This is a genomic window from Priestia abyssalis, from assembly GCF_002019595.1.
In the GTDB taxonomy this organism is placed as follows: Bacteria; Bacillota; Bacilli; order Bacillales; family Bacillaceae_H; genus Bacillus_BA; species Bacillus_BA abyssalis.
In genome coordinates this window covers 2,938,542-2,963,632 of record NZ_KV917369.1, presented here as the reverse complement: position 1 = coordinate 2,963,632, position 25,091 = coordinate 2,938,542, and the positions used below count along the sequence as shown (strand labels likewise).

24 protein-coding genes are annotated in these 25,091 nt (G+C 39.6%); 19 read left to right on the top strand and 5 right to left on the bottom strand.

Going from position 1 to position 25,091, the window contains the following annotated elements:
* Positions 1 to 108: 108 nt before the first annotated feature.
* On the bottom strand, positions 109 to 993 hold the full coding sequence (locus tag BK575_RS14150) for an AraC family transcriptional regulator (RefSeq protein ID WP_139368146.1): 885 nt from the start codon (positions 991 to 993) through the stop codon (positions 109 to 111).
* 112 nt (positions 994 to 1,105) lie between these two features.
* Here BK575_RS14150 and BK575_RS14145 point away from each other — a divergent pair, with 112 nt between their 5' ends.
* The 8 genes from BK575_RS14145 (at position 1,106) to BK575_RS14110 (ending at position 9,543) form a co-directional block, all read left to right on the top strand.
* The gene (locus BK575_RS14145; protein WP_078414793.1) at positions 1,106 to 2,059 is read left to right on the top strand and encodes a DMT family transporter; all 954 of its coding nucleotides are present in this window, start codon (positions 1,106 to 1,108) and stop codon (positions 2,057 to 2,059) included.
* A 777-nt stretch (positions 2,060 to 2,836) separates the two neighbouring features.
* Positions 2,837 to 4,375 carry a nickel ABC transporter substrate-binding protein gene (gene nikA, locus BK575_RS14140; RefSeq protein WP_078410946.1) on the top strand — a complete coding sequence of 513 codons (1,539 nt, stop codon included), beginning with the start codon at positions 2,837 to 2,839 and terminating at the stop codon, positions 4,373 to 4,375.
* Complete coding sequence (gene nikB, locus BK575_RS14135) at positions 4,372 to 5,313, top strand: nickel ABC transporter permease (RefSeq protein ID WP_078410945.1); 942 nt, start codon at positions 4,372 to 4,374, stop codon at positions 5,311 to 5,313. Before nikA ends, nikB begins: the two co-directional genes overlap by 4 nt.
* A 17-nt stretch (positions 5,314 to 5,330) precedes the next feature.
* The gene (gene nikC, locus BK575_RS14130) at positions 5,331 to 6,146 is read left to right on the top strand and encodes a nickel transporter permease (protein ID WP_078414792.1); all 816 of its coding nucleotides are present in this window, start codon (positions 5,331 to 5,333) and stop codon (positions 6,144 to 6,146) included.
* A complete protein-coding gene (locus tag BK575_RS14125; protein ID WP_078410944.1) occupies positions 6,146 to 6,967 on the top strand; it encodes an ABC transporter ATP-binding protein in 822 nt (273 codons plus the stop codon). The genes nikC and BK575_RS14125 overlap by 1 nt, the downstream gene beginning before the upstream one ends.
* Positions 6,968 to 7,028: 61 nt before the next feature.
* Positions 7,029 to 7,775: an ATP-binding cassette domain-containing protein gene (locus BK575_RS14120; protein WP_235867485.1), complete on the top strand. Its 747-nt coding sequence runs from the start codon at positions 7,029 to 7,031 to the stop codon at positions 7,773 to 7,775.
* 13 nt (positions 7,776 to 7,788) lie between these two features.
* Positions 7,789 to 9,123 carry an MATE family efflux transporter gene (locus BK575_RS14115; protein WP_078414791.1) on the top strand — a complete coding sequence of 445 codons (1,335 nt, stop codon included), beginning with the start codon at positions 7,789 to 7,791 and terminating at the stop codon, positions 9,121 to 9,123.
* 81 nt (positions 9,124 to 9,204) lie between these two features.
* Complete coding sequence (locus tag BK575_RS14110) at positions 9,205 to 9,543, top strand: hypothetical protein (protein ID WP_078410942.1); 339 nt, start codon at positions 9,205 to 9,207, stop codon at positions 9,541 to 9,543.
* 673 nt (positions 9,544 to 10,216) lie between these two features.
* On the opposite strand, the gene rpsN is transcribed toward BK575_RS14110, so the two are convergent.
* Together rpsN and BK575_RS29600 are read right to left on the bottom strand one after the other, a co-directional pair.
* Complete coding sequence (gene rpsN, locus BK575_RS14100; RefSeq protein ID WP_078410941.1) at positions 10,217 to 10,486, bottom strand: 30S ribosomal protein S14; 270 nt, start codon at positions 10,484 to 10,486, stop codon at positions 10,217 to 10,219.
* A 138-nt stretch (positions 10,487 to 10,624) separates the two neighbouring features.
* On the bottom strand, positions 10,625 to 11,047 hold the full coding sequence (locus BK575_RS29600) for a Fur family transcriptional regulator (protein WP_078410940.1): 423 nt from the start codon (positions 11,045 to 11,047) through the stop codon (positions 10,625 to 10,627).
* Positions 11,048 to 11,855: 808 nt separating this feature from the next.
* Here BK575_RS29600 and BK575_RS14090 point away from each other — a divergent pair.
* The 6 genes from BK575_RS14090 (at position 11,856) to BK575_RS14065 (ending at position 18,434) form a co-directional block, all read left to right on the top strand.
* Entirely contained in the window at positions 11,856 to 13,055 is a 1,200-nt protein-coding gene (locus BK575_RS14090) for a GTP-binding protein (protein WP_078410939.1), read from the top strand.
* Between the two features lie 18 nt (positions 13,056 to 13,073).
* On the top strand, positions 13,074 to 13,625 hold the full coding sequence (gene dcd / locus BK575_RS14085) for a dCTP deaminase (protein WP_078410938.1): 552 nt from the start codon (positions 13,074 to 13,076) through the stop codon (positions 13,623 to 13,625).
* A gap of 53 nt (positions 13,626 to 13,678) precedes the next feature.
* Complete coding sequence (locus BK575_RS14080; protein WP_078410937.1) at positions 13,679 to 14,620, top strand: CobW family GTP-binding protein; 942 nt, start codon at positions 13,679 to 13,681, stop codon at positions 14,618 to 14,620.
* A gap of 220 nt (positions 14,621 to 14,840) precedes the next feature.
* On the top strand, positions 14,841 to 15,956 hold the full coding sequence (locus BK575_RS14075; RefSeq protein ID WP_078410936.1) for an NAD(P)/FAD-dependent oxidoreductase: 1,116 nt from the start codon (positions 14,841 to 14,843) through the stop codon (positions 15,954 to 15,956).
* Positions 15,950 to 17,611 (top strand): nucleoside recognition domain-containing protein, encoded by a 1,662-nt coding sequence (locus tag BK575_RS14070; RefSeq protein WP_078410935.1) that lies wholly within the window; start codon positions 15,950 to 15,952, stop codon positions 17,609 to 17,611. The genes BK575_RS14075 and BK575_RS14070 overlap by 7 nt, the downstream gene beginning before the upstream one ends.
* A 307-nt stretch (positions 17,612 to 17,918) precedes the next feature.
* On the top strand, positions 17,919 to 18,434 hold the full coding sequence (locus BK575_RS14065; RefSeq protein WP_078410934.1) for a MogA/MoaB family molybdenum cofactor biosynthesis protein: 516 nt from the start codon (positions 17,919 to 17,921) through the stop codon (positions 18,432 to 18,434).
* A gap of 234 nt (positions 18,435 to 18,668) precedes the next feature.
* Here the strand turns inward: BK575_RS14065 and folE2 are convergent, their stop codons facing one another.
* The gene (gene folE2, locus BK575_RS14060; RefSeq protein ID WP_078410933.1) at positions 18,669 to 19,562 is read right to left on the bottom strand and encodes a GTP cyclohydrolase FolE2; all 894 of its coding nucleotides are present in this window, start codon (positions 19,560 to 19,562) and stop codon (positions 18,669 to 18,671) included.
* A gap of 412 nt (positions 19,563 to 19,974) precedes the next feature.
* Here folE2 and BK575_RS14055 point away from each other — a divergent pair, with 412 nt between their 5' ends.
* The 5 genes from BK575_RS14055 (at position 19,975) to BK575_RS14035 (ending at position 23,695) form a co-directional block, all read left to right on the top strand.
* Positions 19,975 to 21,150: an NAD(P)-binding domain-containing protein gene (locus tag BK575_RS14055; protein ID WP_078410932.1), complete on the top strand. Its 1,176-nt coding sequence runs from the start codon at positions 19,975 to 19,977 to the stop codon at positions 21,148 to 21,150.
* 162 nt (positions 21,151 to 21,312) lie between these two features.
* Positions 21,313 to 22,494, top strand: a complete 1,182-nt coding sequence (locus tag BK575_RS14050) for a GTP-binding protein (RefSeq protein ID WP_078410931.1) — start codon at positions 21,313 to 21,315, stop codon at positions 22,492 to 22,494.
* 21 nt (positions 22,495 to 22,515) lie between these two features.
* Positions 22,516 to 22,665, top strand: a complete 150-nt coding sequence (gene rpmG, locus BK575_RS14045) for a 50S ribosomal protein L33 (protein ID WP_046525338.1) — start codon at positions 22,516 to 22,518, stop codon at positions 22,663 to 22,665.
* Positions 22,666 to 22,739: 74 nt separating this feature from the next.
* Positions 22,740 to 23,000 carry an ABC transporter substrate-binding protein gene (locus BK575_RS14040; RefSeq protein WP_078410930.1) on the top strand — a complete coding sequence of 87 codons (261 nt, stop codon included), beginning with the start codon at positions 22,740 to 22,742 and terminating at the stop codon, positions 22,998 to 23,000.
* A 368-nt stretch (positions 23,001 to 23,368) separates the two neighbouring features.
* Complete coding sequence (locus tag BK575_RS14035) at positions 23,369 to 23,695, top strand: hypothetical protein (protein WP_078410929.1); 327 nt, start codon at positions 23,369 to 23,371, stop codon at positions 23,693 to 23,695.
* A 125-nt stretch (positions 23,696 to 23,820) separates the two neighbouring features.
* Here the strand turns inward: BK575_RS14035 and BK575_RS14030 are convergent, their stop codons facing one another.
* A complete protein-coding gene (locus tag BK575_RS14030) occupies positions 23,821 to 24,882 on the bottom strand; it encodes a lactonase family protein (RefSeq protein WP_078410928.1) in 1,062 nt (353 codons plus the stop codon).
* Positions 24,883 to 25,091: the final 209 nt, after the last annotated feature.

Below are 25,091 nucleotides of genomic sequence, written 5' to 3'. Positions count from 1 at the left end.
AAGTGGGCATTGAACCAATGGTCTTCGTTCAAATTTACAGCGGCCGATGCTACCATATGCTCTTTTCCTTGTTTGGACTCATTCGTGCAAATAAGCCGAAAATTAACCCTATATTTTAACAGAACTTAATTTTTTGTATGCCAATGGAGTCATGTTCATTGACTTTCGGAATTGATCAATGAAGTAGCTCGTGCTATTAAATCCCACTTGATAGGCAACCTCTGTCACGGTAGATTCTGCTTGTTGCAGCAGGATCAGGCTTTTCTGAATGCGATAATCGGTTACGTAATGGAGCGGTGTTTTCTTTAACACTCGTTTGAAATATCGACAGCACTCAGAGCGGCTCAATTGGCCGGCTTTGGCAATATCGTCTAATCTGATTTTCTCCGCATAATGAAGATGAATCCAGTTCAACATTTGTTTCATTCGCTGGCTTTTTACCATTTCCGTTTGGTCGTATTCCAATTGAATGCCATTGATGATTAAGTTTTGCCAGATTAACGTCAGCTGTACAGAAATGTCAATTTCATAGTACGGTGATTGTTGTTGAATCCATTGATTGATTTTTAGAATGGCATCGAAAATGTTTTTTGCCCAAAGTTCATTTGCGTCTAAGTATACGTAAGGTAAATTTGTCGCTTGGATATAGGGATATACATAGGTTGTATACAGTTCTTGCGATAAAACGAAATGAGGAGAAACATTTAAACAAATGTAGACACAGCCCGACTGATTTTTTTCTTCCGCCATGTGCAGGCAGCCGCTGTTAATAAATAGGCCGTTTCCTTCTCCGATCACCAGTTTTTCTTCATTGATTTGAAAGAGGGCTTCTCCTTTTACAATCAACACAAATTGAATTTCATCATGCCAGTGAAGGGGGATATACCCGTTTATATTTTGATGAATCGTTGTTTCATAACAGGCGATCGGCAGCACGACTGTACGGTGTTCGGTTAGCTCTTTTAAGTTTTGATCGATCCTGAAATTTTTTATTTGCAAACGATCACCTCAATATATTGATATTTTTTTGTTCAATTTAAGTATTTTTTACACGAATTTTCACTTATTATAACACTATTATGATATTTGAGGTGGAGAATCAATGATGAATAAATCTGCTAGAAAAATAGGATTAATTCTCGTGATGACGGGAGCAGTATTTTGGGGTGTTGGCGGCACTGTTGCACAAAAACTCTTTCAGCAATACGCCATCGATGTCAATTGGCTTGTCACGACACGATTGCTCGCGGCTGGTTTTTTACTATTGGCCGTTCAATTTTATGGAAAAGACCGTTCGCAAATTTTCGGTGTCTGGAAGAATAAAAGAGCAGCTTTTCAACTGATGATCTTCGGATTACTCGGCATGCTTGCAGTTCAATACACGTATATGGCATCGATTAAGCATGGGAATGCCGCTGTGGCCACGTTATTACAATATTTAGCACCTGTCATGATTATCATTTATTTACTTTTACGTAAACAATCCGTTCTGACACGACAGGATGTGGTAACTGTTTCGCTTGCTTTAGTGGGTTGCTTTTTCTTGTTGACGAACGGCTCCATCTCCCAGCTGTCTGTACCGGCCTCCGCCATCATTTGGGGTCTTTTATCGGGGCTGGCGTTAGCCTTTTATACGTTATATGCCGTTCCTTTATTGAAACAATACGACTCGCTTGTGATTGTCGGCTGGGCGATGGTGATCGGCGGCTTGGCCTTAAGTTTTATCCATCCGCCTTGGCGAATCGACATGACGAACTTAGCGGCAGAAGCCTATATTTACTTAGTTTTCGTCATCATCTTCGGTACGATGCTTGCCTTTTGGTTTTATATAGAAAGCCTGCAGAGCCTTTCGCCGAAAGAATCAAGCCTTCTCGGCAGTATAGAGCCCCTGGCAGCGGTTTTGACGACGGTTATTTGGCTAAAAGAACCGTTTGGCTTGTTTCAATGGGTGGGGACAGCGTGCATCATGGGCATGATTTTATTATTGGCATTGAATAAAAAGTCTTCTTCAGATAATGGCCGGCCTGTAAAAAATGAAAAGCCCCTCAGAGTCAGCTAATTTTGTTTCGAACGGTGAGGGGACTTTTAGGGAGATGAGTAAAAAGGGTGTTTTTTGTTCCTTTTTACTCATCCCCTTTTAGTTCAAAATCCTTCGACTTTGTTTGGGCGGGAAAAATGGATGGTTCATCTTTCTCATAGACTTCAATAGTTGTCGGCTGAAGCGGGATATCGGCGTTGTTTTGTAAATGGTTATGCTTGAAACGATCCCGATGACGGCATTGAATTATTTTTGTTCAATGAGCATCCATAATTATGATTGACTAGGGTGGCATAAGGTGGTAAGATTTCTTCAGTAAATCGTAATTCTTACGATTTTCAAAAAAGGGGATAGAAAATAAAATAGAAATGAGATTCAGTAGGGAGGGGAGCATGAAAAACGATGTCATTCTTGTCATCTTATCTTCGTATCATCATGAATGCACGTGTAAAGGTAGTCCGTTTATTGATTCCTTCACCGGAGTCCGGTTTTTTTTAAGATTGTAATCGTAATTGTTCTTATTTATCTAATGATGAAACAGAGAAGAGTCACTTTATTGAAGGGGAAATGTCCCCGGAAGCAATGGCTTTGCTCGTGTTTACTATCACGGATGCTAATCCTTCTGGGAAACTGTTTTACTATTCTATATACTCGATTTACATACCATTTTGTTGACGGCGGCTGCCGCTGCGAGTATCTGCTATTTAAGCAAAATAGCAATCAAAGACAGTATAAAACCATTAACTTTTAAGTCTTACACATTTTAAATCGTAATGATTTCAATTTAGGGGGGGCCATATGTTGGTACATAAACTAAAGATGGGTGTGGTCATGAGCATTTTGCTGCTCGTTCTATCTGCATGCACATCTTCACAAGAGAAAAGCACATCTTCAACCGATCAAACTGAAAAGAAGGAATTAACGTTTTTATCGAATTTTCCGAGTGAAACATTAGATCCGCATTTAAACTGGACACCGGTGAGAGCCGGGATGGCGGAAACACTTGTGAAAATGAATGAAGAATTGAAGCTTGAACCATGGATTGCAAAAGAATGGAAGGGCGATGAAAGCGGCCAAGTGTGGACGTTCATCATCAGGGATGGCGTGACATTCCAAAACGGTAAAAAAGTCGACGCCGAAGCGGTAAAAGCATCATTGGAACGAAACATCGAAGTGAGCGAAGCCATGAAAAACGCGCTGAAAATCAAGACGTTGGAAGCAAGCGGCCAAACGTTAACGATCACGACGGAACAGCCTCTGCCGCAATTCCCGTCCGAGCTTGTCCACCCGAACGCTGCGATCATTGATGTGAGCGAAGCGAACGTGGACCAAAAACCGATCGGTACAGGTCCATTTAAAGTTGTGTCATTTGAAGCGAACAACAAGCTCGTATTAGAGCGTTATGAAGACTATTGGGACGGTAAAGCGAACCTTGAGGGGGCGACGCTTACATTCAATGAAGATGCAAATGCACGTACATTGGCTCTTCAATCAGGAGACGCCGATATCGTGTATCGTCCTGCCATCGAAAGCCTTGAAAGCTTAAAAAGCGACAAAACGATTAAAACGGATGTCGTACCAAGCTTGCGAACACATTTATTGATGTATAACACGAGCGACGAGGCCTTGGCGGATGTGAATGTAAGAAAAGCGTTCGATGCGCTAATCGACCGTGAAGAAGTCGTTAACAGCATCATGGCCGGGCAGGCAATGGTTGCCGAAGGCCCGTTTTTGTCAAACTTCCCGTTTACACCGGCTTATGAGAAAAAAGAGTTTGGAATTGAAAAGGCAAAGGATTATTTAGAGACGGCGGGATATGAGATTAAAGACGGCAGGGCACTGAAAAACGGAAAGCCTTTATCACTCAAGCTCATCACCTATTCCTACCGTCCGGAGCTTCCGTTAATCGCACAGCTTTTGCAGTCGAATGCGAAACAGCTTGGAATTGCTATTGACATTCAAGTCGTGGAAAACATTGATGAATATTTGGCTGCAAATGATTGGGATTTGGCGACATACAGTTTAAACACGGCACCTAGAGGAGATGCGAGCTATTTCCTTAATTCAGCTTACATGCCAGGCGGTGCGATGAACTTCGCAAACGTTCAACACGAAGAAGTGTCCCGCATTGTCAACGAGTTAAATCAAACGGTAGAGGAAGAGAAGCGCAATCAGCTGGCAAAAGAGGCTGTGACGATTCTTGATCAAGAAATGCTTCATTCATCAATTGTTCATCCAAATAATTTCGTGTCCTATAAAGACTATGTGGAAAATTGGATGACGAGCATCAGCGAGTTTTATGTGATTACGAAAGATTTAGGTGTGAAGACAAAGTGAAGACGATAGGAAAAAGGTTACTCGAATTCGTCTTGTTTTTCTTTTTGTTGTCTTTTATCAGCTTTGCATTCATGAAATTGGCTCCGGGAGACCCTGTCCGACATATGTTGAACGTCATTGATGTGCAAACGTCCGATGAGCAAATCGAAGGGCTGCGAGAGGAATTAGGGTTTAATGATCCCATCTATATTCAATATGGAAACTGGCTGCTTCGTTTCGTTCAACTGGATTTGGGAAATTCCTATATGACAAACAAGCCCGTATTTGAGGAATTGGCGGCAAGAGTCCCGTCGACGCTGACGTTGACAGGGGCTTCCCTCCTTATTATGACACTGATCGCCGTACCGGTTGGAACGCTCGCTGCCGTCTATAAGCATACGTGGATTGATCATACGAGCCGAATTTTTTCTTTAATTGGTGCAGCAGTGCCCAGCTTTTGGCTGGGCCTGCTGTTTATCCAGTTTTTTTCCGTAAAATGGGGACTATTGCCGTCAATGGGAAAAGGAACGATTCTTCATTTGATTTTGCCTTCCTTAACATTAGGGCTGGCAATGTCGGCGGTATATGTCAGATTGCTTCGTTCCAGTTTACTAGAAACATTGGGGCAAGATTTTATCCGCTCGGCCAGAGCAAGAGGATTAAGCAATAGGAGGATTTTTTTCTTCCATGCCTTTCGTTACAGCCTCATCCCGGTCATTACGATTTTTGGTGTGAGCCTTGGCAGCTTGCTTGGCGGCACGGTCATTATTGAAGTGTTGTTCGCTTATCCCGGAATTGGAAAACTTGTAGTCGAAGCGATTGCCCGCCGGGATTATCCAGTCATTCAAGGGTACATTTTGTTCATGGGGCTTTTTGTCGTTACTATTAATCTAGTTGTCGATCTTGCCTACCGGTATTTGAATCCGGAGATACGATTAAAGGAGGTGGACCGCACATGAATCCAAAAGGTGCTCGTATGTTTCCTTTACATTCATATGGAATCACCGGCTTCTTTTTATTCTTTATCCTCTTTTTGGCGACTGCTCCTTTCATGGCACCCTTTGACCCGACGGAGGTGCAGTTAGGGGAACGATTACAGCCTTTAAGCCGGGAACATCTTCTAGGGACCGATCACCTGGGCAGGGATATTTTTTCCCGTATGCTGGCAGGAGCTCAAACAACCGTTGGAACAAGCATCTTTGTTTTAGCCGTCTCGATCACTATCGGGCTGCCGGTCGGGCTTCTTTCCGGGTACATAGGAGGAAGAGTGGATCGTTTTTTTATGAGGATTGTCGATGCTTTTCTTGCCTTTCCCGATTATATTGTCGCGATTGTGCTAAGCGGCTTATTGGGGCCTGGGTTATTCAATCTCGTCTTCGCCATTGTGGTTGTAAGATGGGTGCAGTATGCCCGATTGGTTCGCAGTACTGTCATATCGGAAAAGCAAAAGGATTATATCGCAATGGCCAAAATTAACGGACTCGGTTCTTTTGCGATTTTACGAAAGCATTTGCTTCCGCATGTGGCGGGCAATCTGCTGGTGCTGGCCAGCTTAGACCTCGGGAAAATCATTTTAATCATTGCCTCGCTTTCTTACATTGGGCTAGGAGCACAGCCTCCCGCGCCTGAATGGGGGGCCATGTTGAACGAAGGAAAGGCGTTTTTTCATAATGCTCCTCAATTAATGATTATTCCGGGTTTGGCCATTATGGTGGTGGTCCTGCTTTTCAATCTGTTGGGAGACTTCCTGAGGGATCATTTTGACGTGAAAAATGAAAAGGGAGAGAGGTAATGGTGATTTTAACGATTAAGGATCTTGCGATTAAGCATCAAGGCGAGCTGATTGTTCATAACGTTCATTTGACGATCCGAGAAGGGGAATGGCTCGCATTAGTCGGCGAAAGCGGAAGCGGCAAAAGCGTGACGGCTTCCGCCATTGGAGGCCTGCTGCCATCCGGGTTGACGGTTTCGGCGGGAAGTGTGCTGCTGCAGGGCCAAGATTTACTGAGTGTAAAGGAAAAGGAGCTTCAACGGATTCGCGGCAAGGACATCGCCTATGTTTTTCAAGATTACCAGGGGGCTTTTACCCCGTTTATCACAGTTGGAAAACAGTTTGACGAAGTGTTGAAAACCCATACGGATATGTCCAAAAGCGAGCGCAAAGAATGTTCTTTGAATGCCTTAAAAAGTGTATGCCTTCCTGAAGAGAGAGTGTATAAAAGTTATCCTTTTCAGCTGAGCGGCGGGCAATTACAGCGGGCAGCCATTGCCATGGCCATGATGTTAAAGCCGAAATTGCTCATTGCGGATGAACCGACGACCGCACTTGACAGCATGACGGCAGCAAGCGTACTGAAGCTTATTCATGATTTAAAAGAAGAAACGAATTGTGCGGTGTTATTCATCACACATGATTTGCGGCACGTTCGTAAATATGCCAATAAGATGGCAGTCATGCTGCACGGTCAAATCGTCGAAGCAGGCGAGAAGGAAGCGGTTTTTGCCAATCCGGAACATACGTATACAAGGCAATTGTTTGCTGCCATTCCGCCATTAAGGGAGACGCCGTCACGTCTGTTGACGATCCATGAAAAAGAAGCCGTGCTTGTGTAGGAAAGGAGGGGAAGAAGCATTGCTAAAACCGGCAGAACAAGAGGTGTTATGGGCGCGGGATATGACAAAACGATATTCATGCGGCCATAAAGCGGTCGATCACGTATCGCTGGACATTCAAAAAGGGGAGTGTTTAGGACTGGTGGGAGAGAGCGGCAGCGGGAAAAGCACGTTAGCGAGATGCTTGCTGATGCTCGAAAAAATAGATGAAGGAGAAATCCGGCTGAATGGAAAAGCGCTTCATCAACTGTCCAAAAGTGAAAGAAGAAGTATGAGAAAAGATATTCAAGCCGTTTTTCAAAATCCGACCGCTTCCTTAAATCCAAGATTGAAAATCCTGGATTCGTTAATGGAACCGTTGGATGTTCAAAAAGAGGTGAACCCTTCTTTTTTGAAGGAAGTTCGCCATGACCGCAGGAAAAGCGCGGAACATTTGCTCGCAATGGTAGGTCTTGAACCGCATTATCTCCATTCCTATCCCCACGAGTTGAGCGGAGGGCAGAAGCAGCGGGTCATCATCGCCCGGGCGATCAGCATCGAGCCTTCACTCATCATTTTAGATGAACCGACAGCCAGTTTGGACGTGTCCATTCAGGCGAAAATATTGAATTTATTAAAAGACTTACAAGAGGAATTGGGTCTATCGTATTTGTTTATTTCTCACGATCTGGCTGCCGTCAAGTTTATGAGTCAACGCATCATGGTGATGCAGCGCGGTCAGGTGGTAGACAACTTTCATAGCGAGCAGCTGTTTTCTGAGAATAGACATTCTTACACGAAAGAATTGATTCAGATGTTTGAATCGTGAGGAGGAGAGCATGTTGAACCATCGATCATATCTTGCTTTAGCGATTCCTCTTATTATTTCAACAATCACGACTCCCTTACTCGGAGCGGTCGATACAGCGGTTGTCGGACAGCTGCCTGATCCTGCCTATATCGGGGCAGTGGCGGTCGGAACGATGATTTTTAACACAATGTACTGGCTATTTGGTTTTTTGCGGGTCAGCACATCCGGTTTTGCGGCTCAAGCACACGGGGCAAATCACAATCTTCAAGGTATGCTGGCCTTAACCAGACCCTTCATAATTGCCATCACGGTAGGAATAGGCTTTATTCTGTTTAAAGGTCCCATTGAATACGCAGCCTTGACTTTAATCAATCCTGCATCGGATGTCCGGACGTTTGTATCCGATTATTTCGGCATTCGAATATGGGGTGTCCCTTTTACGCTGTTGAATTACGTCATCCTCGGCTGGTTAATGGGCATGTCCATGATTAAAGTCTCTCTCATGTTACAAGTGTTTATGAACCTCATGAATATCGCCCTGGACCTGTTGTTTGTTCACGTATTTTCCTGGGCGGTATCCGGCGTAGCTGTCGCGACTCTAATATCGGAAATAACGGCTTTCATCATTGGGCTGATCATGATATGGAAGGCATCTCCTGTTAAGCTGACGTTTCCACCGTTAAAAGAGATTGTTGATGTTGTTTCATTGAAAAAAATGCTGGGCGTCAATCGGGATTTGTTCATTCGAACGCTTTGTTTATTAACCGTTTTCAACTTGTTTACGGCAAAAGGAGCTTCTTTTGGCACGGAGGTGCTGGCAGCCAATGCGGTTCTTATCCAAATTCATTACATGATGGCCTATCTTTTTGATGGATTCGCCAATGCTTCTAGTATTTTGGCTGGGAAAGCAATCGGAGCGAGAGATGTTTCTTTATATAAAAAAACGCTCAAGCTGTCGTGTCAGTGGGCGGTCTTTTCGTCTCTTTTGATTGCAGGCACATACTATTTGTTCAGTGAGGGAATGATACGGCTGTTTACACGTATCCCCGCTGTCATGGAGTTGGCAAATACATACGGGGCATGGCTTATTTTGTTTCCCCTAGCCGCAAGCTTCGGCATCGTTTTATACGGCGTATTTACAGGGGCGACGGAAGCGGCGCCTGTCCGAAACTCGATGATATTGGCTTTGACGGTTTACTTGGTCGTTCAGTTGACAGCCGTACCGAACATGAATAATCACGGCTTGTGGCTTGCGTTTATCTCATTCAGTTTAGGGCGCTCCTTATTTCTCGCCATGTATGTTCCATCGTTAAGCCGGAAGTTATTTTTTCAGAAAGAAGTAGAAGAAGGGTGTATTATTATTTAACGGAAGGCCAGCAATGGTTATACTTTTATGCTTTTCAGGGAATAATCTCAAGGAAAATACAAGTTGAAGGGGAGATTAGAAATGGAACATTCTAGTCATGCAGGAAATCATAATCATCGTCATAGTATCGCTTGCGGGCATACAAAAATTCGACACGACGACCATATTGACTATGTTCATAATGGCCATCTTCACCATGAACATGAGGGTCATTGGGATGAATGTAAAATCCCGGTTAGCAAAACCAATCCGGATGAATGCCAACCTATTGCTTGCGGTTGTAACCACGAAAATGATTGTGGACATGAAATGGTCCCTCACGGCGATCATATGGATTATTTAGTTAATGGGAGATTGCATCATGTTCACGATGGTCATTGTGATGACCATGGTCCAGTCGAAATTGTTACAATAAATTAATGTAGAAAAAGCCTGTAAAACATGTTTTGCATAACTATTTCTATGTTAGGAATGTTCTTTAATCAACTGATACACTAGTGAATCAGGAAATGGAGTGACACAAGACTTTTTGCTTCTCTTAATATTAAATATGTGGTTAGACAAAAGAGTAAAACCGTATCAGTTGATACGGTTTTACTCTTTTGTCTGATATAAGTGGTGTCTGATTTTTACTTTATTACCGTAGTCTGGAAGAAGTAATATGGCATTTTACCTTTGTGAAGGAATTGTTCGATAAACGTAATCATTCCTATTTACACTTAAAATATACCATGTAATTTTTAGCATGTAAAGTGAAAATATACAAATAATTTCACCGGAATTTGGGCTGAAGTATCTCAAAGTAAAAAATCTGTGTAGTTCTGTTCATCTTTTAAAATCTTATCTAAGGCTTTCCATGTCATTAAGGCACAATTATGTCTAGCTTTTAACTGGTGTACACCTTGCAGAGATCAACTATCACCTAAGTCGCCATATTGTTATCCTCCTAAACACAAAGCGTAATGATTACGATTTAAAAATCATTATTACCCAATTTTTCGTTTAACAAACTACCTGCATTCATTTTTATCTGCATGATGTATCAAGTAATAACTACAACCAAGAGAGAAGAGACGTTAAATAAACTTTTTATTCACCAACTCGACTTTTTGACGCCTGGAAGCTGTCCCTTATAGGCTAATTCTCTAAATGCAATCCTTGACATCTTAAATTTTCTTAAATATCCTCGAGGTCTTCCAGTAACTTTGCAATGATTGTGCAGGCGGGTAGGGGAGGAATCTCTCGGTAATTTTCGTAAAGATTCATAATCTCCCTGGGCTTTTAACTCTCTTCGTAAATCAGCATATTTTTCCACTAATTTCTGACGTTTTCTTTCTTTGGCTACTTTAGATTTTTTTGCCATATGATTTCATCCTTTCTCTTTACTCATTTTTTCTTCCTGTTTAAAAAGTTTATGTGTGTATAAAGCATAATCATTCCTATTTGTGTTGTGTTATTTTAACTTATCTTTCAATCATGTGCAAATGACTTAACGTTCCTTCTAAGAGATCTTATTGCATAAGGAACAATTACCATAAACTTCAAAGAGGAAGTGTTGGACTTCAAGTTTGTTGACCATCATGTGCAAGTTTAAACTCAGGTTAAGCGGATGAACTGAACCACATTGCTCACAAATAAAATATCCGTACAATTGATCTGAGTGAACTGGACTAACCAAGAAAAATCGTTTTTCACCATTTTTAACTCTTGTTTCAAGGAATCCCAATTGAACAAGGAGGTTTAGATTGCGATAAATTGTATCGTGACTAATGTTAGGGTAGATTTTTTGCATTTTAATTATAAGCTGTCGTGCTGAAAGAAAAGAACGGCTCTCAAATAAGAAGCGTATAAGCTGTTTTCTCTTATCGCTTAGAAGATATCCTTTTTCCCTTATAGATTGAAAGAGTGATTGAAGAGAATTCATATAACTCCCTCCCTATTTAATAAATAGTAATTATTTCGATTTAAAGTCTAACTTATCTCCATCTTATTTGTAAATAGATAAACGGTTTTTTTTCGTAATAATTCCGATTTATTGTAAATAATCATTTATTAAGCAAACAAAATGGGGTAAAGGTTCATGAAAACGACCAAAATTCCTGTTTATTTAATTAATTAATGGTTTCCTTGGAAGCGGTAAGGCAACAGCATTTATTAAATGAAAGAGGAATTTAGAAATGGAAAGCCATTATTCATTACAGTTCACATGAGTTTTTTCAAGTGGGTAAGTATTTTATCATTGGTGCTTTTTTGGCAAGCCTTGCTCAAGCCTATTTTGAGCGTTCGGCTTTAGCACAAGCTGTATCCGGTCCTGTTGCTGAAACAACAGTTTTGTTATAAGAGGATGGACCGGAGAAAACTCTCGGGTCTATCAAATTTGGAATAGTAATAGGGGCAGAGGAAGCTAAACTATAATATACCGCAAAGAAGCTAAAAAGTGTGTATTACAAAATTACCCTACAGTTTACTTTTGCATTTATTAAGTAAATGTGTTTAAATATTCTACATAAATCGAAATGATTACTATTTTCATTTGTGGGTTATAGGGGCTTATAAGAAAAACGAGTAACTTAACTTGTTGAGCCTTTTTTCTCTGGAAAGGGAGAGAGCCACATGTGAAGGCTTCAAACTAACAGAAAAGAAGAAACAAAAAGGAATGGTGAGGTCCAGTTTCTAAAACGTTTTAGCAAGACATGAATAGTAAAAATCTTAATGACTGAGAGGGAATGACAATGAATAAAAAAATACCTGTGACAGTTTTAAGCGGATATTTGGGAGCCGGAAAAACGACTCTTTTAAATCATATTTTGCAAAATCGCCAGGGGCTTAAGGTAGCCGTTATTGTGAACGATATGAGTGAAGTAAATATCGATGCTGAGTTAATAAAACAGGGGGGAGAGTTTTCTAAAACAGAAGAGAAGCTAGTAGAAATGTCAAACGGCTGTATTTGCTGTACGTTAAGGGAAGATCTATTAATAGAAGTAGAAAAGCTTGCAAAACAAGGAAATATAGATTATATCGTCATTGAGTCGACTGGGATTAGTGAGCCAATCCCAGTTGCTCAAACTTTTTCTTATATTGATGAAGAACTTGGAATTGATCTAACGCGCTTTTGTCGTCTAGATACCATGGTAACAGTTGTAGATGCAAATCGATTCTGGAAGGACTTCCAGTCTGGTGATCGTCTATTAGACAGAAAGGAAGCGTTGGGGGAAGAGGATACCCGTGAAATTGCAGATCTTCTCATTGACCAAATTGAATTCTGCGATGTACTTGTCTTAAATAAGTGTGACCTAGTATCTGAAAGAGAATTAGTAAAGCTGGAAAACGTATTAAAAACGTTACAACCTAAAGCGAAATTAGTTCGTGCTGTAAAAGGGGTTATTGATCCTCAATCAATTCTAAATACTGGATTATTCAATTTTGAAGAAGCAAGCTCCTCAGCTGGATGGATTAAAGAATTAACTCAAGGACATCATCAGCACATACCGGAGACAGAAGAATATGGAATTTCTTCTTTTGTTTATCTAAGACGTTTGCCTTTTCATTCAGAGCGTTTTAACAACTGGGTTCACTCCATGCCGGAGAATGTTGTAAGGGCAAAGGGAATTGCGTGGTGTGCTACTAGAAATAACCTAGCACTTTTAATGTCTCAGGCAGGGCCTTCTGTTAGTATTGAGCCAGTCTCTTATTGGGTGGCTTCTTTGCCAAAAGTAGAGCAGCAACGAATTCTAAGGCAAGATCCACATTTGTTAGACGAGTGGGATATAGAATTTGGAGATAGACATACAAAATTGGTGTTTATTGGAGTAGATTTACAGCCTGATGAAATCATAGAGGAATTAGATAAATGTTTACTAACCGACTCCGAATTTGATGAAGACTGGTCCACTTTACCTGATCCATTTCGTTGGAATTTGCAAAGAGCTTAGCGAGAGGGAGTGAAGAAGTTGATTTTATCAGGAAAAACAATCCTCACAAAAATACAAAATAACGAATTGGTTATTAATTTTTTAACAGAAGAGCAAATTCAACCTGCTTCTGTAGATTTACGTCTTGGAAATCACTTTCTATTGATTGACGAACATGCAAATGATCACCTTTCACTAGAAACTCCAGCAAAGTACAGGGAAATAATAGCGGAAAATGATAAGATTGTCATTCCACCTCATTCATTTTTACTTGCTACTACACAAGAAACAGTCGAGCTGCCGAATGATCTAACCGCTTTCGTAGAAGGAAGAAGTTCTATAGGCCGTTTAGGATTATTTGTTCAAAATGCTGGTTGGGTTGATCCGGGATTTAAAGGTCAAATCACTTTAGAACTATTTAATACGAATAGTCTTCCAATTGAATTAACGATAGGAAGAAGAATCTGTCAACTTGTAATTTCGAAAGTAGATAGAGAAGCAAAACCATATGAAGGAAAATATCTATTCCAAAAAGGGGCTACAGAAAGTCGAATTTTTCATGATTTTGATCTAAATAAAGGAAGGGATTAATATTGGCAAAATTACTTTTAAAACAGATTCAACAAAGAAATGGATGATGGCAGATGAAAAAAGTAGAAATATATATACTAGGTGGTTTCCTAGGAAGTGGAAAGACAACCTTATTACAAAATTTTTTGAAGGAAGAGAAAATAACAAATCGCAAAGTAGCCGTATTGTTGAACGAGATAGGAGAGCATTCTGTTGACACAGACATTATCGGAAACGAAACTCCTCTAAAGGAACTTTTAAACGGATGTATTTGCTGCACCATGAAGGATGAGCTGGAAATTCAACTTCTTTCCCTCTATGAACAGCATCAACCGGATGTGATTTATGTAGAAACGACAGGGGTCGCCCATCCAATAGAAGTATTAGATGCCTGCCTTTCACCTGTTCTTGCACCATACATTGAAATTAAATCTATCGTCAGTGTGATCGATTCAAAGAGATGGCTAGATCGAGATAAACTTAGCTTACGATTAAAGAAGCTACTTGAAGAACAAGTGAGACATGGTGATCATGTGTTAATTAATAAAGTGGATCTGATTACAGAGGAGGAACGTGAGTACATTCAAAGAGAAATAATAGAAATCAATCCAAGAGCGAAGGCACATTTAACAAATTACTCTAACATTTCAATAAAAGAACTCAGCCAATCGAGTCGTTCCTCTATCGACAATCACGAAAAATTGCATGTACACAATCACCTGCATATTCAAACCATGACTTATCAATTTCAAGGTCCAGTAATAAAAGAGGAATTTGATGAATGGTTAAAAAATATTCCAGAGTCTATTTACCGTATAAAAGGTTTTCTTCAGTTTAGAGGTGATGAAGTGTACACTTATTTATTTCAGTATTCCTATAGGCTTCCTTTCTTTTTTCCACAATCAATAAAATTCCCTAAAAACCTCGTGTTTATTGGAAAAAACCTTAATAAAGCAATCATAAAGGAAGAATTAATGCAGCTAGAACAGAATGCCAAAAGGAAAGTCATGATGTGAAAACGAACTCTGCTGCAAATATTAAGGGACAGAAAAGTAAAATGTTTGATTCCTTTTAAATCATAAATTTTTACAAAATATACTGACTTGTAAGCCCCTTTTTGCAAAATAAGTCAAAATTTATTGATTGAAATGTTTAGCTATGTTGTTATATGGTCAATTCTTAAATCGTAATAATTTTGATTTGTAGATTATTTTATTCAAAGAGGAATGATAGAATATGAAACCCAAAAAAATAATTATAGTTGGAGCTGGTCCTTCTGGGATTGGTTTTGGCATTTTGTTAAAACAATTGGGAATTGAAGATTTTTTGATTCTGGAGAAAGACATGGTTGGTTCTACTTTTTTCAAATGGCCAAAAGAAATGAAACTAATTACCCCATCGTTTACTGGACACGGTTTTGGCTTACTCGACCTGAATGCTATTACTCCTGACACATCGCCGGCTTATACATTTGATAAAGAACATTTAACGGGTGAAGATTACGGATCCTACTTGGAGTTAATGGCAGAACATTTTGATTTACCCATCTATGAGGAAGCTTTTGTTCATGAAGTGGTTAAAGAAGGGGAGCATTTTAAGCTGACTGTTAATAATGAAGAGATAGCAGTTGAACATCTTGTATGGGCAACAGGTGAATTTCAATTTCCTAGAATGCATTCTATTGAAGGGGCTGAACTTGGCATCCATAATAGTCGAGTGCGTTCTTGGGGAGAACTTCAAGGGGATGAATTTATCATTATCGGTGGGTATGAAAGCGGCGTTGATGCAGCTTATCATCTGATTAAAAATAATAAAAAAGTCACCGTTCTATCTAGATCCTCCATTTGGAATTCTGAGGACGCTGACCCTAGCCTATCCTTGTCACCTTATACAAAAGAAAGACTGTTGAGTATACAGGAGTCGGGACAATTAAACCTTGTTGGAAATGCAGAAGTCGTTAAAATAACAAAAGAAGAGAAATCATACTTTTTACATCTCGTAGACGGTACTGTGTATCAGTCAAAAACGCAGCCAATCTTAGCAACAGGGTTTCTATCTGGAGCAAACCAGATCCAGTCCTTATTTGAATGGGGAGAAGATGGCGTTCCCGTTTTAACAGAGCAGGATGAGTCAACCATTACATCGAACCTTTTCTTGCTTGGACCAAATGTTAGACATAAACAAGTCATCTTTTGCTTCATTTATAAGTTTCGTCAGCGCTTTGCCGTTGTTGCGAAAGAGATCCTTGAGCGAAATGCCGTGCCATATAAAGAAGAAATATTTGAAAAGTACAGGCGCAACCAAATGTTTTTAGAAGATTTGTCTTGTTGTGAGGTTAAGTGCGAATGTTAGTTCAGGCAAACACTATTTCAAGAAGCCTCCTATTAGGGTTTGAATCATCAGGTAAATCCACTTTATTTTCACGATTAAGTGGAGAGAGTGTCGGGGAAGAGACCAATGTTAAGGGTTCGACATATAGTATACGTTTAAATAATGTAGATGGCCAAATTCTTGTGGATGCACCTGGTTTGAATTTTTCTGAATCAATCACTAATCAAATGACTATAAACGAAGTGGAGAAATCGACGAATATAATTGTTGTGGTTAGAGGAACTCATTTACAAGAGGAACTTACTAAGCTTTACCCTCTTATTCAACATAAACAAAGACGAGTGTTAATTGTAGCTACTCATGCAGATAAGATGACAAAGAAAAGTAAACAACTATTAAGTGAGGCTATTATTACATATAAACTTCCACTATTTATAGTAGATACTAGAAATCTGTCAATGGATATTATTCAGCAAATAATGGAGCTGTTAAGAAAGCAAAAAAACCTTTCGTATGAGAAAATTCAATATCTATTGGAAGTGGATCTTGAAAAGGTTGAACCAAAAGAATTAATTTTTGATTATCCATTAGTAGGACCGATAGTGGCTATCATAAGTTTAAATAGTATGTTTCTATTGCCTGTTATTGCAGCCTATTTCATTTCTACTTACATTCAGCCATTATTTGATAGGTGGTTTATCCAGCCTTTAACTCATTTATTTAGTGAGACTCATCCTTTCATAGAGGATATCTTTGTTGGCGATTTTGGTGTTTTATCCTTAGGGATTTATTCATTTATTTGGGCGTTCCCAATCGTATTTTTGATGGGATGCAGCACTGCACTTGCTGATGAAACAGGTTTGAAAGATCGAATAATAGATGTATTAGATCCGTATTTACGAAAAATTAGATTGAATGGAAGAGACCTTATTCCCATCATTTCTGGATTTGGCTGTAATGTAGTGGCTGTATTTCAAAGTCGCAGTTGCAGCTTATGTACAAGGAAACAGTGTGTATCATTCATTTCGTTTGGATCTGCGTGCAGCTACCAAATCGGAGCAACGTTGTCTGTCTTCAATTCAGCTAACAATCCTTGGATGTTCTTTCCTTACATCCTTGTCTTGTTTTTAGGAGGAGCTCTCCATTCAAGAATCTGGTACAAGAATAACTCAGCTTCAAATTCTGTTGCAGGTTTAAGAAGGAGCTTTCTCCAAAAGCCTACTATTAAAGGATTCTCCTTCAAATTGAAAAGCGATTTAAAACAATTCTTTACACAGGCTATACCAATTTTTATTCTTATATGTTTCATAGCTAGTATTCTGCATTTTATAGGAATCATTGAGTATTTCTCTTATTTATTTTTACCATTGTTAAATCTTTTCCAGATGCCTGTCGAAGCTGCATTGGGATTGGCATTTTCCATCATTCGCAAGGATGGTATTTTAGTCTTTAATGAAGGTAATGGTGCACTATTTACACAATTGTCCGATGCTCAGTTATTTATTTTGGTTTTTTTAGCCTCCACGATGACATCTTGTCTTGTCACGATGCTAACCATTTGGAAAGAATTTGGTCTGAAATCAGCTGCAAAGTTTGTTTATCAGCAATTCCTAACTTCAATTGTTTGCACCTTTAGTATTTTGGGAGGGGTGTATATGATTAGTGAGTTATTATAGTATAAATCTTCTCCTAATTAATGGCTGCAATCATTATGTGGAAGATTTAGAGGTTATTTGCAAGTATGTTGAAGTGCTTGCACCAGAACAGAAAATACTGTGGTCAAAACAAAGTAACTGAAAGCATGGTCTGTCTTAATGAAGAAACTGGGGGATTAAAGACCAGGATGAACCAAAAGTTTAAGGAAGTTGATTAATTTCTTAGGGCTATCTAACGTTTTAGCTTAATATGTGGGATAATTCAAAAAAATGCTGGAAAGAAAGCGGAGTGAAATGAGAAACTATCTCAAAGAAAAGAGGGAAGATGATGAGTGTTCAACAACACAAGAAAGAAGCGCCTAGAAAGGTAAATTGCAAAGTCATCACAGTCAGTGATACACGTACGAAAGAGACAGATAAAAGTGGAAGTTTGATTATAAAGATGTTAGAAGAAAACGACCATTCTATACATGATTATGACATCGTAACCGATGATTATGAGGTAATAAAGGAAGCCGTCAAAAAGGGCTGTTTAGATAAAGAAATCGATGTTGTCTTATTAAACGGTGGAACAGGTATAGCAAAACGTGACGTTACAGTGGAGGTTGTTCAAAGTTTATTAGAAAAAGAGCTAACAGGATTCGGGGAGATATTCCGTATACTTAGTTATTTAGAGGATATAGGTTCTGCTGCGATTTTAAGCAGAGCAATTGCTGGTGTATCTTACGGGACAGCCATTTTTTCTATGCCAGGATCCAGTGGGGCGGTCAAACTAGCGATGGAAAAACTGATTATTCCAGAGATATCCCATGTAGTGAGAGAAATACGTAAAGATTCTAAATAGGAGAGGAGAAAGTGGAACTTAGGAACGGAGATGTCAACTAAAGCTGGGGCAGGAAGTACGAGAAAAGTTTCTACAACACGTGGTCAATAAATCAGCACGTCTATTTGTATGCCATTATCCGTTCCTTAGGTTAGGTATATATTATGCAGGAAGAATTAGGATGGGAATGAGTATCTATAACTAAGGAAGTATAAAAAGAAGCTGATTCTGCTCTAGAGTCAGCTTCTTTTTATCTTATTTGGTATATGTAAGGGTAGCTATGGCATCATGTAAATGGATAGATTCCTCGTTCCTGCACTCTACTGTAAAAGAGGTTATCCACTCTATCTCATAAAGGTCAGATGCCACAAGCCGTACCATATCCTCTACAAAACGAGGATTTTCGTATGCTTGTTCCGTAACGGCTTTTTCATCTGGTCTTTTTAATACGGGATGAATACACGCACTTGCATTAGATTCGGCGGCATCCAATAAAGCTTTTTTCCAATCCTGTTTTTCATCATAATCGTTTGAAAGGCGAGCTTTCATCGTAACATATCCACGCTGGTTATGAGCACTATACTCACTAATCTCTTTAGAACATGGACATAGGGTAGTAATTCCGCATGTTAAGGTCACTTCATTCATAAAACCTGTCTCTTGATTATAGAAAATACTTATTTTTGCATTTGCATGGTTTAACCCAATCAGACCGGATGAAGGACCTTGACGTTCATAAAACCAAGGAAATTCTACTTCAAGTTTTGCATCTGTTTGCTCTAATCTTACTGATAGTTCTTTCACAAAGTCATGTAACATAGAAAACTCTAATATAAAGCCCTGTTGTCGATACTTTTCAAGTTGCTCCGTAAACCGGCTCATATTTGTTCCCTTATGATTATATGGAATACTAGAGGTTAAAGTAAAAGTAGCGACAGTCGTTTGTTGAACTGGCTGCAGCAAGCTGTTTACATTAACGGGCATTTTTACATTACTAATACCGACTTTGTTTAAAGGAAATAAGAAATTGTTCTTCTTATTCTGTAAATCGGGCATTTCATGCTTTTGTGTAGGTTTTGTCTTAGAACCTGGAGTAACTGAGCCGAAAAGAATATGCCTCTCAGCCTTAGATGGTAGTTGAATATTCATTGTTTCACCCTATCTATAACTTTTTCTAGAAGTCTTGATTTAAAACAAATACTTCTACAATTTTTTTGTATTTGTAATTTTATAATCATCGTTTTTTAAATCTGTCAAAATCCTTTCTACCGGATACTTATTCTTTGTTCTCCTTTCTCTAAGCTGCGATTGCCTTATACAATAAATATAATCACAGTTTAATAAGCTTATCAGGATAATATTAATTATAATCAGATAAAAATATATTGTAAAACGAAATGATTACTATTTATATTATTTATTTGCAACATGCTCTATGTACCTACATTTTCTTTTTCTTTCAAATTCCTACTTGTTATTTTTAAAAAAACGTGATAAATTATCAATTGCACTCATATAAATCGTAAATATTACGATTTAAAAGTGAAAGGAGAGCATACATATGTATGAATGGATCATTGTCGGCGGGGGCATTCAAGGGGTTACAATGGCTACCTTTTTGCTTAAGCAAGGCAAAACATCAATTGATAAGCTTGCAATTATTGATCCACATTCTGAACCGCTTGCAAACTGGAAACATTGCACAAATATCATCTCCATGCCTTATTTGCGCTCTCCGTCTGTTCATCATCTAGATGTTGAATCATTTGGTCTGCAAGCATTTGTGAAAAGTAGCTCGCATGATTGGAGTACCGCTTTTTACGGACGATATAAACGTCCCTCTCTGCAAGCGTTTAATGATCATTGTGAACATCTCATTGACGATTTATTACTGCACAAAGCTTGGATTCAAGGTCGTGTAAGAAAAGTTAATCGAATGGAAAACGGCTGGAGTGTCGAACTACATAATGGACATGAACTAAGAGGGAAAAATCTAGTATTAGCTATAGGGATTAGCGAGCAGCCGTCCTGGCCCGAATGGGCAGAAAAGTTAAAACAAAAATCGGATTCTTCCGTGTATCATATTTTCGATACGGATTTGCCAGACTTTGGGCAGTTAAAATATCCCTTTACGATTATCGGCGGAGGTATTACGTCTGTTCACCTAGCCATAAAGTTAAGTGCTTTATTTCCAAAGAATGTTACATTATTAAAGCGGCATCCGTTTCGCCTTTATGATTTTGATAGTGATCCTGCTTGGTTAGGACCCAAAAATCAGCAGTCTTTCCGTAAACTAGCGAGCTATAAGAAACGGCGGGAACAAATTATAGATGCACGCCATAAAGGCTCTATTCCGCGTGATCTACACGTAAAACTACTACATCAACTCCAACAAGGCAAGCTGCATATAGCGGATGGGCAGGTTGAACAGGCTGAAGTAAGCAACGGTCAGATCATGTTGTATGATAATCAAGGCAGTATGTTTCATCAGACGGGCACTGTTTTATTAGCGACAGGCTTCAAGCCGACATTACCAGGAAAAGAATGGTTGACGCCAATGATTCACAAACATCATTTACAATGTGCCGAATGCGGCTATCCCATCGTATCAAAATCATTACAATGGGGACCGGATTTATATGTAACTGGAGCTTTGGCAGAACTTGAAATGGGGCCGATTGCCCGCAATATTTCTGGCGCCCGTCAAGCAGCGGAGCGGATTGTTAGTAGTTTATAAAGATTTATTTTTTTATGGTTATAAATAGTAGGGGGCAATATCCCTCTATGGAAATGGCCATTTTTCAATGATAAAGAACCAACAACAGCTTGTTATTAAGAAAAAGAACAATTCTATAATTTCATAATCGGAATGTTTTCGATTTAAAGAGAGGTTTATGTTATGCAGAAAGTACCTGTAATAGTGTTAAGCGGTTATTTAGGTTCAGGAAAAACGACACTATTAAATCACATTCTAGAAAATAGAGAAGAAAAGAAAGTAGCGGTCATTGTCAATGACATGAGTGAAATTAATATTGATGCTTCGCTTGTCAAACAGGGCGGATTTTCTCGAACGGAAGAGAAACTCGTTGAAATGCAAAATGGCTGCATTTGCTGCACACTTAGGGAAGATTTAATCAAAGAGGTAGAAAAGCTTGCCTCATTGGGCGATATCGATTATATCGTGATCGAGTCAACCGGAATTAGTGAACCGGTGCCTGTGGCCCAAACGTTCACATATGTAGATGAAAATTTGGGGATTGACTTATCCGCATTTTGCAGACTTGATACGATGGTAACTGTTGTAGATGCCAATCGTTTCTGGCATGACTTTGCTTCCGGAGAGAGTTTACTCGATCGGAAAGAGGCGACGGATGAAACAGATACGAGAGAGGTCGTCGATTTACTGATTGATCAAATTGAATTTGCCAATGTCATCTTGCTAAATAAGATTGATTTAGTGGCAGAAGAGGATGTAGTTGAATTAAAAGCGGTCCTGCAAAAATTAAATCCAGAGGCCCGTATTATTGAAACGGATCATGCTCGTCTTCCACTTGACCATGTGCTGAATACACACTTATTTGATTTTGAAAAAGCGAGTCAAAGTGCAGGTTGGATCAAAGAATTAAATAGTGAACATACACCGGAAACAGAGGAATACGGAATTTCTTCTTTCGTTTACCGTAGAAGGCTTCCTTTCCATCCGGAACGATTCATGAATTGGTTAGAAGATTGGCCTGTCGAGGTTGTTCGGGCAAAAGGATTTATCTGGATCGCCTCCCGCAACAATATGTCTGCCTTGCTGTCACAAGCCGGTCCCTCTATTATTTTTCAAGGGGCAGGGGAATGGATTGCGGCTTACCCAGAAGAGGAGAGAGCACAAATGTTAAAGGAAGAACCGGAGCTGCTTGAGAGGTGGCACGAAGTATATGGTGACCGGATGACAGAACTCGTCATGATTGGAATTGACATGAATCAAGCTGAAATCGAGAAATCACTGGATGCCTGTCTGCTAACGGAGGAAGAACTGAAGGAAGACTGGTCTTCATTCAAAGATCCTCTTCCGCCGTTTGTAGAAGCTTAATTAAAAGAGGGGGAAATAATGATGAGAGTAAAAATTACATTAGCATGTACAGAAACGGGAGACAAAAATTATATCACGACGAAAAACAAGCGTACAAATCCAGACCGTCTGGAATTGAAAAAATATAGTCCTCGTTTAAAAAGACATACGCTTCATCGTGAAACAAAATAAGTAATGTACGATACATCTCATTACGGAAGAGGGATTTGCTCAATTGAGTAAATCTCTTTTTTCAATTCGATAAGATTGAAGCAGATAGCTATACATTGCATATTTCAACAAAACCACCTTTTCTGGAATTTGTTTCTGAGCTGGTTAACCCCAATGTTTCGATTATTGATGTAATAGAAGAGGACATTGTTAACAAACCCGTTGGTACAGGACCTTTTGTATTGAAGTCATTTACACCCGGAAGCAAGCTTGAGCGCTGCGCTGATTATTGGGAGGGTGCTTCAAATCTGGATTCAGTGATACTCGCTTTCAATCACAATTACAAAATCTCTTGAAAAGTGTAGTTTTAATGTAGAGAGCTTATGAAGCTTCAAGTACCCCAAAGTACATTTATTAATTGAAGAAATAAATGCAGTTTTGAATCACAAGACGAATACGGGGGTGAGTTAATAGAAGTTGGAGTATGCGTTACTCAAATCACAAAAATTCAACATGACTTAATCTACTGCTTCCCGATACCTATCAACTTTACAGGAAGCTGGTTCATTCAAGGTAACACGAATAGGTAAATGGACTTTTTATAAAAGGGATGAGGAAGTCATAAAAAATCTTGGTAATATACACAATCTCTCTGTACTCTTGTCTATGCATTTTTTTGCTGATTGCATATTTTATGGTAGGCAAGGGAAAGGAGGAAAAGTGAATGTCTGATGATAAAAGGCGTCGCAATGAGGACGTAGCGGGTATTAGCGATCGTTCAAATGTGGGTAGATTGTTGATTCGTGCGGACGAAGTGATCGTGATTGAAGATGATAAGAGAAAACATCATCATCGATTCGACGACAACGATGTAGCAGGAATTGGCGATCGTAATGACGTAAGGGTAATCCATGCCGATAAAGTGATTATCCGTTCAGACGAGGTAAAAGTCATTAAAAACGATGATTTCTGGGATGACAAAAAAGATGATCGAAGAGATGACCATAAAGACGACAGAAGAGACCATAGAAGAGGATTCTCCTGGATTTAACGTTTATGGTTGATTTTTATCTCATTTGTGCTTTTTTGTTCGTTCATCCTGAATAAGGTCACAAATGTTCTTGCATAAGCATTCGGGAAGCGGCCATTAGGACGCTTCCCGAATGCTTATATTATTTACATATTGAAAAACTTGATGCATACCGGATAAGGGACGGTAACATCAGACTGAAGAAGCGTCAATGTTCCTGCCGCCTCGTCTCTTGAAAATAACACAAGATTATGGGATTCCTGGTTGGAGGCAATCAGGAATTTTTCCGTTGGATCCAACATGAAATCACGAGGCCAATTTCCTTCCGTTGAGGTATGTTCAACAAAAGTAAGCTCCCCGGACTCTTGATTCACAGAGAAGACGGCAATGCTGTCATGGCCGCGGTTTCCGGCATATACGAAGCGGCCGTCAGAAGAGAGGTGGATGGCGCTTCCCTGGTTGTTTTCCGTAAAGTCTTGAGGGATGGTCGAAATGTATTGCAGCTCGGTAAAAACGCCGTTTTCTGCATTGTACGCTAAAACAATGACTTCTGAACTGAGCTCTGTCATGATATAGGCGTATTTTCCGTTCGGATGAAACGCAAGATGTCTTGGTCCGCTTCCTGGTTTGACGGACAATGTGTTCACTTTTGTTAACACACCATCATTCATTTCATATGTAATGAGTTCATCGGTTCCTAAATCAACGCCCGCTACATATTTTTCGTCAGGCGTAAATCCGGCATAATGTGCGTGTGGTTTTTCCTGTCTTTCTTGATTCGGGCCGGATCCTTTATGCTGCATAATGGAGATAGCCGGTTGAACGGTTCCATCCTCTTGATTGACAACATACGATTCAATCGTTCCTTTATGGTAATTGGCTGTCACGACATGGCGATTTTTGCTGTCAATGCTCACATGACAAGGGGAAGCTCCTTCTAATACTTGGTCGTTTAGTGCTGTCAGTGCTCCCGTTTGCTGGTCAATGGAATAAGCGGCTACACCGCCTGTATCTCCTTTTTTGACGACTGCATAAAGATATTGATTATTTTGGCTGACGGTGACATATGTAGGGTTCTCCAAGTGCGCTGCTTCTTTCACATCCGTAATTTTCGCCGCTTCCGTATCGAGCGTAAACGTATAGATTCCTTTGCTGTCGCCTTTTGTGTAGGTTCCTACATACCCGATAAATTTCCTGTTATCTGTCATATTTCGTATGCTCCTCTCAAAGTATCCCGCAGGACGGGCCTTTTCTCGACAACATTATAACATAAGCTTTATCGAAGGAAATAAGGTTAAGCCTTTCCTTGAACTATTCCCCTTGGCAGAAAAAAAGCGTACGTGCCAACCCATCTTTTACATCTGAAGAGAAAACCGTATTTCGCTTCTAAGAACCGCTGGGAATAAACAACCAATTA